Annotated in this window: 10 protein-coding genes; 3 read left to right on the top strand and 7 right to left on the bottom strand. The window is 71.4% G+C overall.

Annotation, left to right across the window (positions count from 1 at the left end; all coding sequences use genetic code 11):
* The first annotated feature begins 6 nt into the window (after positions 1–6).
* Positions 7–2319 (top strand): cation-translocating P-type ATPase, encoded by a 2313-nt coding sequence (locus B7K26_RS11455; protein ID WP_084079342.1) that lies wholly within the window; start codon positions 7–9, stop codon positions 2317–2319.
* Here the strand turns inward: B7K26_RS11455 and B7K26_RS11450 are convergent.
* From B7K26_RS11450 to B7K26_RS11425, 6 genes are all read right to left on the bottom strand, one after another.
* A complete protein-coding gene (locus B7K26_RS11450) occupies positions 2301–3803 on the bottom strand; it encodes a PrsW family intramembrane metalloprotease (protein WP_143340691.1) in 1503 nt (500 codons plus the stop codon). The genes B7K26_RS11455 and B7K26_RS11450 overlap by 19 nt on opposite strands.
* Positions 3800–4417, bottom strand: coding sequence for a hypothetical protein (locus tag B7K26_RS11445; RefSeq protein ID WP_143340690.1), 618 nt, complete (start codon positions 4415–4417; stop codon positions 3800–3802). Before B7K26_RS11445 ends, B7K26_RS11450 begins: the two co-directional genes overlap by 4 nt.
* A 111-nt stretch (positions 4418–4528) precedes the next feature.
* Complete coding sequence (locus B7K26_RS11440) at positions 4529–5869, bottom strand: HNH endonuclease signature motif containing protein (RefSeq protein ID WP_084079339.1); 1341 nt, start codon at positions 5867–5869, stop codon at positions 4529–4531.
* 130 nt (positions 5870–5999) lie between these two features.
* Entirely contained in the window at positions 6000–7211 is a 1212-nt protein-coding gene (gene metZ / locus B7K26_RS11435; RefSeq protein WP_084079338.1) for an O-succinylhomoserine sulfhydrylase, read from the bottom strand.
* A gap of 138 nt (positions 7212–7349) precedes the next feature.
* Positions 7350–10574: a lamin tail domain-containing protein gene (locus B7K26_RS11430; RefSeq protein ID WP_084079337.1), complete on the bottom strand. Its 3225-nt coding sequence runs from the start codon at positions 10572–10574 to the stop codon at positions 7350–7352.
* Between the two features lie 117 nt (positions 10575–10691).
* Complete coding sequence (locus B7K26_RS11425) at positions 10692–11114, bottom strand: rhodanese-like domain-containing protein (RefSeq protein ID WP_084079336.1); 423 nt, start codon at positions 11112–11114, stop codon at positions 10692–10694.
* Between the two features lie 66 nt (positions 11115–11180).
* Here B7K26_RS11425 and B7K26_RS11420 point away from each other — a divergent pair, with 66 nt between their 5' ends.
* Both B7K26_RS11420 and B7K26_RS11415 read left to right on the top strand, forming a co-directional pair.
* Entirely contained in the window at positions 11181–11462 is a 282-nt protein-coding gene (locus B7K26_RS11420; RefSeq protein ID WP_084079335.1) for a helix-turn-helix transcriptional regulator, read from the top strand.
* Positions 11459–11851 carry a VOC family protein gene (locus B7K26_RS11415; RefSeq protein ID WP_375537582.1) on the top strand — a complete coding sequence of 131 codons (393 nt, stop codon included), beginning with the start codon at positions 11459–11461 and terminating at the stop codon, positions 11849–11851. The genes B7K26_RS11420 and B7K26_RS11415 overlap by 4 nt, the downstream gene beginning before the upstream one ends.
* A gap of 5 nt (positions 11852–11856) precedes the next feature.
* On the opposite strand, the gene B7K26_RS11410 is transcribed toward B7K26_RS11415, so the two are convergent.
* The gene (locus B7K26_RS11410) at positions 11857–12534 is read right to left on the bottom strand and encodes an ABC transporter permease (protein WP_084079334.1); all 678 of its coding nucleotides are present in this window, start codon (positions 12532–12534) and stop codon (positions 11857–11859) included.
* Between the last annotated feature and the right edge of the window lie 18 nt (positions 12535–12552).

Here is a 12552-nt window from a genome sequence, read left to right as displayed (position 1 = left end):
TCCGCCATGGCTGCCCCGGGATCGGCGAGTCAGGAGCGGGAGGCGGCGGTCGCATCGGCCGCACGCGTGCCCGCGGTGCCCGACGCCGTCACGCTCCCCGTGGAGGGGATGACGTGCTCGAGCTGCGCCGCCACCATTCAGGGCGGGCTGTCGCGCCTGCCCGGCGTCGAGGACGCGGTGGTGAACTACGCGACCAGGCGCGCGACGGTGCGCCCCGACGGCACCGTCACGGGCGAGGAGCTCCAGGCGGCGATGCGCGAGACGGTCGCGGGGCTCGGCTACTCGGTGCCGGAGATCTCGCACGAGCACGGCGACGGCCACGCCTCCGAGCACGAGGCGCACATGCACGCCGACGCCTCGCGGATCGCCGACTACAAGCGGCGCTTCATCGTGGCGGCAGTGCTCGCCGTGCCGACGGTCCTGCTGTCGATGGTCCCCGCCCTCCAGTTCGAGGGCTGGGAGTGGGTAGTGGCGGTGCTCGCCACGCCCGTGATCTGGTGGTCCGCGCTGCCGTTCCACCGGTCCACGGTGGCCTCGGCTCGCCATCGCGCGACCAACATGGACACCCTCGTCACGCTCGGCACCATGGCGGCATGGACGTGGTCCACGGTGGTGCTGGTCGGCGGCCTGTTCGGCGGCTTCGCCGGGGCCCACGTGTACTACGAGACCGGCGCCGTCATCGTGGCGCTGATCCTGCTGGGCAAGTGGATGGAGGTGCGTTCGACGGCGCGGGCCGGCGATGCGATCCGGGCCCTGTCGAAGCGCCAGTCGGCCACCGCCCGCCTCGAGGACGGCACGGAGGTGCCGCGCGACGCGCTCGAGGTCGGCACGCGGTTCGTGGTGCGGCCGGGCGAGACGATCGCGACCGACGGCCGCGTGGTCGAGGGCGAGGCGTCCGTGGACGCGTCCCTCGTCACGGGGGAGTCGGTGCCGGTGCGCGTCGAGGCGGGCGCCGAGGTGGTGGGCGGCACCATCGCCGCAGACGGCGCCCTCACCGTCGAGGCCACGCGGGTGGGCGCGGAGACGATGCTCGCGCAGATCGCCCGCATGGTTGACGAGGCGCAGTCGGGCCGGGCGCGGGTGCAGCGCCTCGCCGACAGGATTTCCAGGATCTTTGTGCCCGTGGTGATCGCGGTGGCCGCGCTCACCCTCGTGGTGTGGCTCGCGGTGACGGGCGACGCGAACGCCGCCTTCACGGCTGCGGTCGCGGTGCTCATCATCAGCTGCCCGTGCGCGCTGGGGCTCGCGACGCCGCTGGCGATCATGGTCGGCACCGGCCGCGGCGCCCAGCTGGGGGTGCTCGTGCGGGGGCCGGAGGCGCTCGAGGACACCCGCGACGTGACGACCATCGTGCTCGACAAGACCGGCACGGTGACCGAGGGGCGCATGACGCTCGTGTCCGCGGCGGCGCCCGGCCTTGCGCCCGCCGACGAGGCCCTGCTGCTCGACGCGGCGGCCGCGGTCGAGGGCCGCTCGGAGCACCCGATCGCCCGGGCCATTCACGAGGCGCGGGCGGCCGATGCGGAGGCCGGGTCGCGCACGCTGCCGCGGGTCAAGGGCTTCCGCTCGGTCGCTGGCCACGGCGTGGTCGCGACGGTGCAGGGGCTCGGGGGTGACGGCGGCAACGCCGAGGTGGGGGTCGGATCGCGCCGTCACTTCGCGTCGGTGCCCGACGAGCTGGAGGCGCTCGCGGCGGCTGCGGAATCCCGTGGCGAGACGGCGGTGTTTGCCGGCCGTGGCTCGGTTGCCGAGGCGGTGCTGACGGTCGCGGACGCCGTGAAGCCCACCAGCGCATCGGCCATCGGGGCCTTCCGTGAGCTGGGGCTCGAGGTGGTGCTGCTCACGGGCGACAACGCCAGGGCGGCGCGGGCCGTCGCCGACGAGGTGGGCATCGACCGCGTCATCGCCGACGTGCTGCCGGGGGACAAGGCGGACACGATCCGCTCGCTGCAGGCAGGCGGGTCGCGCGTGGCGATGGTGGGCGACGGGGTGAACGACGCCCCGGCGCTCGCACAGGCGGACCTGGGCATCGCGGTCGGCACCGGCACCGACGTGGCTCGGGAGGCCTCGGACCTCACGATCGTCTCGGGCGACCTACGGGCCGCGGCCGACGCGATCGCGCTGTCACGGCGGACCCTGTCGACCATCCGCGGCAACCTGTTCTGGGCCTTCGCCTACAACACCGCGGCCATTCCGCTGGCGGCGCTGGGCATCCTCAACCCCATGATCGCGGCGGCCGCGATGGGTGGGTCGTCCCTGTTCGTGGTCGGCAACTCGCTGCGGCTGCGGTCCTTCGCGGGCTACCGCTCGCGGTCCTGACCGTCCTCCTGCGCGGAGGGAGTCCTGCGCAGGGTGAGGGTCTCGGTGACGGGGGCGTGATCGTCGCCGGGTGACGCGAGTGCGGGGCGCTCGTCCGCCGCGGGGAGCGCGGGAGGCGGGGCATCGGCCACGGGCCTGCGGCGCACGATCCTGATGGCGCCGGTCGTGACCTTCTCCGTGGCGCCGGTGGCGGCGGAGCGGACCATCTGGCGCGCGCCCTCGGTCTCGAGGCGGCCGCGGGTCGTCTCGGCCCAGTGCTGGACGCGGATGCGTCGCGAGGACACGGGCGGCTCCTCGCGGGTGAGGCCCGGCCCGTTGACGACGCCGGCGGCGTCGTAGAGCTCGCGCAGGTCGGCCTGGATGAGGCGGACGTCCTCCGACAGTTCGATGGTGCGGGGGGTGTCCCAGCCGTCCTCATGGGTGGCGGTGAGGAGGCTTAATTGTGCCCCCTGCAGGTACTTGAGGGTGCGGGCGGCTTCCCTGCCGGCGCGCTTGCCGGCCTCGCGTCGCAGCCCCTGGCGGACGCGGCGGGTGGACAGGAGGCGGAAGTCGGCGGGGCTGACGAGGTCGTCGGGCACCACCTCGGCGGCGAGTCCGGCGAAGGTGCGCCGCTCGCGCAGGTGGGCCCACCGCAGCACCCACAGGAACAGCAGGAGCACCGGCACGCCCTTGACGAAGGAGCTGACGAAGGCGTTGGAATTCACGATGGGGGTGTTGAAGAAGCCGTGCACCACGACGGCGAGGGCGAGCGTGCCGAGGAGCACCCCCCAGCGGCGCCATGCGCCGGCGGAGGCGTTGAAGAAGTAGCCGACGCCGGCGCCGGACATCGCGGAGAAGGTCGGGTGGTTCCACAGGCCGCCGATGACGCCGCGCAGGAGCAGCATGGCCCACACGGTGGCGGCGGTGCCGTCGGAGCTGAGGACTGCCGAGTACATGAAGCTCTCGGAGACCTGGAATCCCAGGCCGACGACTGCGCCGTAGAAGAGGCCGTCGGCCGCGGAGCGCAGGCGAGCCCCGGGGATGAGGGCGAGGGCAACGATGCCGAGCCACTTGAGGGGCTCCTCGACCAGGGGTGCGGCGAAGGAGGAGATCCAGGCCTCGTCGACGGGGAGGACGGCAGCGACGAGGTCGTGCATGGCGGGGGCAGAAACGGCGGCGAGGCCGGGGGCGGCGAAGGCTCCCCAGGCGAGGGCGCCGGCGACGGTGATGGGTGAGCGTCGCTCGAACAGTTCCATCCGGTACAGCACCAGCAGGAAGACGAAGCCGTACAGCAGCCACACGATGCCGGACAGCACGCCGGTGGCGGGCTGGATGCGCAGCCCTGCGGCGACCAGGGGGAGCCAGGCGATGAGGCCGTAGATGGTGACGGCGGTCCCCGCCCAGAAGACGAGGGAGCGCACGTCCACGAAGGTGGACGTGCGGGGGAGGGCGCGGCGCACGGTGGCGATGGCGATCGTGGTTGGGGGCGGCTCGGCGGTGGTCACGCGGCGGGGCCCGTGAAGGTCATGGAGCGCAGGATGGTGTCGACGCTGGGTTGGAGCGACGGCCATACCTGGGCCGATGCGGTGGCGGTCAGCGTCGAGACCTCCTCGCCGTGCTGGACGGCACAGGTCATGGCGACGTCGGCCACGGTGGTGCCGGTGACGCACAGCCCGGGGTCGCCGGCGTCGGTGGAGATCTCGACGGGGTCGGAGGCGACCCAGGAGGCCGCGACGTCGGAGGTGAGGTTGTCGACGGTGGCGGCGATGACCTGCTCGGGGGTGCCGGTGGCCGCGACGGGCTGGGGGGCGGCGATCGACAGGACGGCGCCCGCGTTGGTGAACTCGATGTAGGCGTCGGTGGCGGTGCCCTGCACCCACTCTCCTGCGGGGGTGATGGTGAGGGTGCCGTCGGCCGGGGTGCCGAGCGTGACCGCAGAGGTCTCGGCCGCAGCGGGGACCTCGTCGGCGGTGACGGTGCGCGCGAGCAGCGGCAGTCCCACGACGAAGATGGCCGCCACCGCGAGCACGAAGATCGCGCCGGGTGCCGAGCTGCGCCCGATGATCCGGATCGACAGCGGCATGCCGGACCCGCTGCCGTGGGGCGCGGGTGCGGTCATGGGTCGGAACGTAGCACGGGGAAACGGCACAAAGGTGACGCGCGCCGGTGCTCGGCTCCGCTGTGCCCGAACTGTGCCCGCGCTAGACGGAGTTCTCCCGGGAGGCTGTCCTCACGCCTCGAGTTGGTAGTGGGCTTTGCCGCCGATTCTGGGGGTGCGGGTGGGGTCGATGGTGGCGGGTGGGGTGAACCAGACGTGTTGGTCGCGCACGGTGATGTCCCAGTGGTGCGCGTGGATGCGGTGGTGGCAGGAGACACAGAGCATGACGCCGTTATCCAGGGTGGTTGTGCCGCCGTGTTGCCACCAGCGCAGGTGGTGGGCTTCGCAGTAGGAGGGTGGGGCGTGGCACCAGGCGCAGCCTCCGTCGCGTTCGAGCAGGGCGAGTTTCTGGTCCTCGGTGAATAGACGCTTTTTGGGGCCTTTGCCGATCGGCAGGATGCCGTCACCCATGATCAGGGGCTGGATCTCGGCGTCGACGGTCATCTGGGTTGCGGTGGTGACGGGGATGAAGGAGTCGATGCCATCCACGCTCGCACATCCGTCGCCGGAGCGGAGGTCTGCCTGGTTGACGCGGACCACGATGGTGGTCGTTACCCCGGTGGGCACTTCCTCGCAGCCGAGTGCGTGCCTGGCGAGGGCGGACAGGGTGTCGGCGTGGATCTGGCCGGGGGTGCGTTCATCGACGGTGTAGTCCATGCCGGTCATGCCCTTGTCGTGGGCACTGTCACGCCTGGCTTGCATGACTTTCTTCACCGCAGCCTTCAACACGGTGACGATGGGGGCGGCGGTGGCGACGTCGAGACGGGCGTGGATGGCGACCGATCCGTCTGCCTCGTCCTTGATCTGCACGTACCGGTTGTCGAACGCCGCCTGATCGCGTTCCTTCACATCCAAGGGTCGATGTGCGGCTTCGTGGGCGGCGACCATGCGCCTCACATCGGCCAGGGACAGGGTCGCGGCCTTGGTGACCATGCGCTCCTCCAGGCCCGCCACCGTGTCCGGGGCCACCTGTGCGATCCTCTCCAACGCGCGCGTGAGCACGGCGGCGATCTCCATCGACACGTCACCGGAGCGCACCGCGGACGCGATCACGGGAAACCGCGGTGCGGTCTCGCCGCCACTGTCAGCATCAAGGGAAGGCTGGGTGGCCTCGGCGACCTTGAGCAGCCGGTGCGCTTCGGCCTCGGAGCCACCCAGCGCATCGGCCAGCATCCGTCCCGGTGAGGTAAACCCTCGGGTGCGGGCCAGGCCACCCACACCGTCGTCCTTGGTGGAGCGGCGGGCGATCTCCCCGGCGACCTCGACCAGCAGGGCATCGGCCATGCGTCGTACCCGCGCGACGGCGTCCTTCACTTCGACCAGCCGGGATGCCGGGGTCGAGGCCAGATCCGCTCCCTCGAAGACGCCGGCAGCGGCAACGCTGTCGGCCAGAGCGGACGTGGAAAAGGTCATGACACCAGCATGCCCCCACCCACTGACATCCCAGGTAAACCCACAAAAACTGTGGACAACACCCCACCACCACAAGGCCTGGGGACGACGCAAGCGGCGCCCCCAGCGACGCCCCAGGCCGCCTCAGAAATCAGACCAGCGACAGAGCGTGATCCAGGTCCCGGCGCAGGTCCTCGACGTTCTCCAGGCCAATGGACAGGCGCACGGTCGTCTCGTAGATGTCCACGGCGGCGCGCTCCTCGACCGACAACTTGTTGTGCGTCGAGGTCGCGGGATGGGTCGAGATCGACTTCGCGTCACCCAGGTTGTTGGACACGGTGAACAGCGACAGCCCGTTCATGAACCTGAACGCGGCGGCCTGAGCCTCGGCTCCGGCGCGGTCCACTCCCTCGCCCACGAACAGGTCCACCGTCACCAGCGTCCCGCCCAGCGTCATCTGCTTCACGGCCCGCTCGTAGTGCGGGTGCGAGGGCAGCAGGGGGTAGCGCAGCGAGTCGATCTTGGGGTGGTGCTCGAGCCACGAGGCGAGGTCCAGCGCGGACGCCGCCTGCGCCCGCACGCGGACGCCGAGGGTCTCGAGGCCCTTGAGCAGCACCCACGCGTTGAACGGCGAGATGGTCGCTCCCATGTTGCGCACCATCTGGCGCACGGGTCCGTACACGTACTCGTCGGTGCCGAGGATGGCCCCGCCGAGGACCCGGCCCTGGCCGTCGATGTGCTTGGTCGCGGAGTAAACCACGGCATCGGCCCCGAGCTCGAGGGGTTTCTGGCCCAGCGGCGTCGCGAACACGTTGTCGACGATCAGCATGGCGCCCGCCGAGTGCGCGAGCGACGCGATGAACGGGATGTCGAGCACGTCCTGCATGGGGTTGGTGGGCGACTCGATGAACACCACCTTGGCGGGAGTGGCGAGCGCGGTCTCCCACTCCTCGGCGGAGTTGCCGTCGACGTAGTCGATCTGGATTCCCCACTTCTCGAAGAAGTTGGTGAACGTCTGCAGGGTGGACCCGAACAGCGCCTTCGCCGCCACGAGCCTGTCGCCGGAGCCGAGGATCGACCCCAGCGCCACGAACACGGCGGACATGCCGGTCGACGTCGCGAAACAGCGCTCGGCGCCCTCGATCGCCGCGAGGCGCTCCTCGAAGGCCGTCACCGTGGGGTTCGCGTAGCGCGAGTACATGTAGATGTCGATGTCCCCGGCGAACGCGTCGCGCGCCTGCTCGGCGGACTCGTACGCATACCCCTGCGTCAGGTACATGCCCTCCGACATCTCGTTGGCCTCGGAACGGTGGATGCCCGTGTGCAGGGCAAGGGTCTCGGGGCTGAGAATCGGGGTGTCCATGGGTCCAGATTAGCGAGGGGCCGATGCGGCGGGCGCCCGTCGCCTACGGACGGCCGATGCGGCGGTCGCCTCACGCGCCGCAGGGGCGGGGATCCGGTGGGATCCCCGCCCCTGCGGGTCGTGCCGTGAGCGGGTGGCTTAGCCCACGCGGCGGCGGGCGCCGAGGACCACGGCTCCGCCGAGGGCAAGCGCGAGCGCCGCCCAGGTGAGGGCCGCGGCATCGGCCGGACCGGTGCCGGAAAGTGAGCCGGTGCCAGACTCGGACACCGCACCGTCCGCCGCCACCTGGATGGTGGTGGAACCGACGACGGTACCGTCGGCGAGCTGCATCACGATGGTGTGCTCGCCCGCGGGGATGGACGCGGGGACCTCGATCTCCACCGACCCGTCCGCCGCCACCGCGAAGGTGCCGACGAAGGTGGGCTCGGAGAACATCCACACGTCCACCGAGGTGACGTCCGCCCCCGCACACTCGCGGTCAATGACCACGGTGATTGAGGCGCCGGGCGCCGCCGAGGCGGGGGCCTCGACGGTGCAGCCCAGGTCGGTGGAGCCGGACGGGGCGGTGCCAGGCGTGTCCTCGCCGTCGCCGTCGCCGGAGCCGTCGCCGGGCTGGTCGGTGCCGCCATCGCTGCCGCCGTCCGAGTCGCCTGGGTCAACCGGGTCAACCGGGTCAACCGGGTCAACCGGGTCGACGGGGTCCACGGCCACCGCGGGCAGCGTGCCCGAGCGCAGCGAGAACCCGTCAGTGTCGGCATCGTCCACGTAGAACGTGGCCACGGAGCCGTCCACGGCCGTCGTCGACGGCGCGATCGCGAAGCCCTCGTTGGCGATGTTGCCCATGCCGGCGGGGCGCTCGTACAGGGAGGTCATCTCCCACGCGCCGTCCACCTGCTGGTAGACCGCGATGCGGCCGTCGCAGGCCTCGTCGCAGACCACCCACAGCTGGCCGCGCTCGGCGTCCCACTGGACGTCGGCCACGAGCGAGAAGCCCGCCGCCTCGGTCGACAGGGTGTCGAGCAGCGTCGCCTCGCCGTTGTCGCCCAGCTGGACGATGTACACGGACGCGGTGCCCTCGACGCCCACCGCGAACGCGCCGAGCGACGGGATCCAGGTGATGCCCTCGAGGCCGCCATTGGCGGGAAGCGCGGACAGCGGCTCCAGCTGCGAGAGGTTCCACTCGTCGGTCGCCACCAGGGCGCCCGTGCCGGAGACCTCGTAGCGCAGCACTGAGGGGCGGCTCACGCCGCTCGCGTCGTTGTTGCGCTCGGTGGAGACGTAGACGACGCCGGGCTCGTCCTCGCGGACGGTCACGCCCTCGGAGTCCACCACTCCGGCCTCGCCGTCGGGGTATCCGAGCACGCGACCCGACTCGTAGCCCTCCACGAGCGACCAGGTGCCCGAGGCATCGGCCACGAGCCTGTAGAGCAGGCCGTCGCCGTTCTGGACGGCCCACAGCGAGTCGGTCGCGGCGTCGTAGTCGATCCCGGACATGTCGCCCGAGAACCAGTCCTCGGCGTCCAGGACGCTCACGGACTCGCCGCCGGGCCAGGCCTCGGCCCGCACAAAGCCGTCGCAGTCGTTGAGGTCACCGGGGGTGGCCGATGCGGTGGCCGCCCACTCGCCACGGCCATCGGGGCAGCGGCCCCAGCTGGGCGTGCCGTGCTCGGCCCACTCGTACGCGTCGATGAGCGTGGTGCCGTCGGCCTCGAACAGGCGCACGGCGTCGGCACTGCCCAGTCCGTAGCCCAGGTCGTCGAAGGACACGATGGCGCCGGGCGCGAGGACGGTACCGGCGGGGATGGTGAACGCGTGGGTCTCGTCGTTGTCCTTCACGATGAGGCCGGAGGCGTCCACGTCGGTGGCGCCGATGTTGATGAGCTCGGCAAAGTCGGTGCCCTGCGAGGCCACCTCGTTGATCCTCAGCGGCGTGGAGCACTCGTTGGGCTCGCCCTTCGTCGAGGCCGTCGCGTCGGTCCAGTCGCCGGTGCCGTCGGGGCAGCGGGCCCACGAGACGAGGGCGTGGCCGGGCCACGTGTACTTCGCGGCGAGCGCGCCGGTGCCGTCGTAGAGGCGGAACATGTCGCCGTCGCCCAGGCCGAACGTGAAGCCCTCGGGGTAGGTCGCGGACTCCTGGTCGATGACCAGCAGGCCGCCCGCGGGGACCACGGAGCCGGCGGGCACCACGTCGGTGCGCGAGTCGTCGTCGTCCTTGATGGCCCAGCCGGAGATGTCGATGTCCGCGTCGGTGAGGTTCATGACCTCCACCCAGTCGGTGTCGTCGCCGTTGGATTCGACCTCGTTGATGGTGAGGGCTCCCGAGAACTCCGCGGGCTCCTCGGTGGGCTCCTCGACGTCTCCGGTGCAGTCGTTGACGGCGCCAGGGGTGGCGGCACCCGTCATGCGGAAGTCGCCGGTCGCATCGGCGCAACGGCCCCAGCTGGGGCCGGTGTGCTGGCCGTCCGGCCAGGTGGTGGAGTCGAAGGGCTCGGCGGCCGCGTCGATGACGCCGTCAGTGATGGTGGTGCCGGCGGAGAAGAGGCGCACGGAGTCGCCCTTGCCGAGGCCGAAGTCGAAGGTGCCGCCGGGGTTGTCGGCGTCGTCGAAGGCGGCGAGGACAAGGTGGCCGCCCGCGGGGATCTCGGTGCCTTCGGGGATCACGTACGCGTGGTCGGCGTCGGCATCGGACACCACCACGCCCGCAAGGTCGAGCGCCACGTCGGCGGTCGAGGCGAGCTCGATCCAGTCGACGCCGCCGAAGTCGCCAGTGTCGGACGAGGCGACCTCGTTCACGACCACGGAGTCCTCAACGGTGGCGGCGGGCGCCTCGGCGAGGTTCGCGGAGCCGGGGGTGGAGACCGCTGTCGCGGCGAACGGGCCGGTGCCGTCGGGCAGGCGTCCCCACGAGGCGCCCGAGGCGTTGGTGTGCTCGCCGGCGGCCCACGTGGTCGCGTCGAACGGCTGAGCCGCGGCGTCGATCTCGTCGTTCACGATGGCCGTGCCCGCGGCGAACAGGCGCACGGAGTCGCCCTTGCCGAGGCCGAAGCCGAAGTCGGCCTCGGTGATGACCAGGTAGCCGCCCGCGGCGATCTGCGTTCCCTCGGGAAGCGCGTAGAAGTGGTCCGCGTCGGCATCGGACACCACGACGCCGGAAGCGTCGACCGCGGCGTCCGAGACGTTGGCGATCTCGATCCAGTCGTTGCCGCCGAGTTCGGTGTCGGGTGCGCTGGACTGGACCTCGTTGATGACGAGCGACCCCTCGGCCGCCGATGGCGCTGCCAGCGCCGGTGTCGCGACCGCGAGCGGCGCGACGGCGAGAGTGGCGGTGACCGCGTAGGCGGCACCCCTCTTCACTGAAGGCATACGTGTTTCCCCTCGTAGGGACGTGGATGTCAGGGACGAGGGGAATCTATGGGTGTCAGGAAAAGGTCACCTGAACGCGAGGTGACGGGCGGGTGAAGCCCGCCGTGGCATCGGCCGTCAGCCCTGATGCCAGGGGAGGCCCTCCGCCTTCCAGCCCTGTGCCCCGCGGTGGCCGGCGGCGTCGGTGCCGCCCTCGAAGCCGTCGAGGATGTTGTAGCTGGGGCCGATGCCGGCGGCCGTGGCCGCGGTCGCGCCGCCGATGCTGCGCTGGCCCGAGCGGCACAGGAACACCACGGGGGCGTCGGAGCCGGGAGTGAGGCCGGCGGCGAGCAACTGGTCGACGAACGCCTCGTTGCGCTGCATGGAGGGGTATGAGGCCCACTCGACGAGGATCGGGTCCGTGCCGGTGGCGGAGGTGTCGGGAAGGCCGACGAAGCGCCATTCGGCCTCGGTGCGCACGTCGACGAGGCGCGCGTCGGGGTTGCTGGTGAGCAGCTCCCAGGCCTCGGTGGGGGTGAGGTCGCCTGCGTATCCGGTCATGCGCGTCAGTCTAGGCATGCGCGTCCGGTCTTGATATGCAAGTATTCACTTGCCTATTCTGGTGGCGTGTCCGATGTCTACGAGGCCCTCGCCGCCCCCGCCAGGCGCGCGATCCTCGACGCGCTCGCGGGGCGCGAGGAGCAGACGCTCTTCGAGCTCCTTAACCGCCTGCGTTACGACCACGAGGTGGTCCTCACCCGCCAGGCCGTCTCCCAGCACCTCGCCGTCCTCGAGTCCTCCGGGCTCGTCGCCCGGCGCAAGGCGGGCCGCACGGTCCTCATCAGCTTCGACCCCGCCCCACTCGCGCAGATCGCGCTCCGGTGGCCCACTCCCCAGGAGGAATCATGATCCGCATCCACCTCGCCTCGGTCTTCGTCACCGACCAGGAGCGCGCCCGCGCCTTTTACACGGACACGCTCGGCTTCGAGCTGCGCCAGGACGTCGACATGGGCGGCGGCAACCGCTGGCTCACGGTCGGCAACCCCGGCGAGGAGGGCTTCGAGCTGCTCCTCGAGCCCGCCGGCCACCCCGTGGTGGCGCCGTACCAGGAGGGACTCGTCGCCGACGGCATCCCCGCGACGTCCTTCGCCGTCGACGACCTCGAGGCGGAGCACGCGCGGCTCGTGGGGCTCGGCGTGCAGTTCACGCAGCCGCCCACGGCCATGGGCCCGGTCATCACCGCCGTGCTCGACGACACCTGCGGCAACCTCATCCAGCTCGCGCAGATGGTGGGCTGACCGGGTCAGTCCTCGAGCACCCAGGGTTCGATGTCGGCGGGGACCTCGCCGTCCCACGTGACGTACGTGTCGATCACCGTGGGGCCGTCGGGCTCGTGGAAGCCGTAGGCGGTGCCGAGGGCCCAGGCTTCGTCCATGCTCGCCCACGCCGAGGCCGCGAGGATCTCGCCCAGGTCGTCATCCCTCGAGATGCCTGTGACGTTCAGCGAGACGCCTGGGACATCGGTGGGTGGCACCTCCCAGGGGCTGTCCTCGCCCACCGTCACGGTGTCGCCCGTGCCGACGGCGAGCTCATCGGCGAAGGACGTGCTGAGGACGATCTCGCCACTGGCAGGTGGTGTGCCCTCAACGAGCATCTCCTCGGGGAAGTCGCTGGTGCCCTGCACGCCCACGGAACGGGTGCCGAACGGCACGATCACGAAGGCCATCTCCGTCGCCTCAGGGTCGACGGCGCGCACCTCGTCGAGGCGACCGTCGTACTCGGCGCGGGTGACCTGAGGGCCGGAGCCGGTCGTGGCGGCTCCGGTCACGGGTTCGCCCACCACTGCGACCGGAATCCACGCGAAGTTCTCCCTCTCGAGGGAGTGGTCGCGCGCAACGATCCCCGCGGCCACGGCGCCCACGACGGCAAGCCCCGTCACGACGGCGGCTCCCAGAGCGACGTGCCTCGTAGTGATGTGCATGGGTCCCCCTTGTGTGGT

Source organism: Demequina sp. NBRC 110057 (genome assembly GCF_002090175.1).
Taxonomy (GTDB): domain Bacteria; phylum Actinomycetota; class Actinomycetes; order Actinomycetales; family Demequinaceae; genus Demequina.
Note: the sequence above shows the minus strand (reverse complement) of the source record. Positions and strands in the feature narration are given on the sequence as shown.

Bases quoted from the DNA above. Each gene is read 5' to 3' on its own strand.
- B7K26_RS11455 (WP_084079342.1), top strand. From the start codon at position 7: ATGGCTGCCCCGGGATCGGCGAGTCAGGAGCGGGAGGCGGCGGTCGCA.
- B7K26_RS11445 (WP_143340690.1), bottom strand. From the start codon at position 4,417: ATGACCGCACCCGCGCCCCACGGCAGCGGGTCCGGCATGCCGCTGTCG.
- B7K26_RS11440 (WP_084079339.1), bottom strand. From the start codon at position 5,869: ATGACCTTTTCCACGTCCGCTCTGGCCGACAGCGTTGCCGCTGCCGGC.
- metZ (WP_084079338.1), bottom strand. From the start codon at position 7,211: ATGGACACCCCGATTCTCAGCCCCGAGACCCTTGCCCTGCACACGGGC.
- B7K26_RS11430 (WP_084079337.1), bottom strand. From the start codon at position 10,574: ATGCCTTCAGTGAAGAGGGGTGCCGCCTACGCGGTCACCGCCACTCTC.
- B7K26_RS11425 (WP_084079336.1), bottom strand. From the start codon at position 11,114: ATGACCGGATACGCAGGCGACCTCACCCCCACCGAGGCCTGGGAGCTG.
- B7K26_RS11415 (WP_375537582.1), top strand. From the start codon at position 11,459: ATGATCCGCATCCACCTCGCCTCGGTCTTCGTCACCGACCAGGAGCGC.
- B7K26_RS11410 (WP_084079334.1), bottom strand. From the start codon at position 12,534: ATGCACATCACTACGAGGCACGTCGCTCTGGGAGCCGCCGTCGTGACG.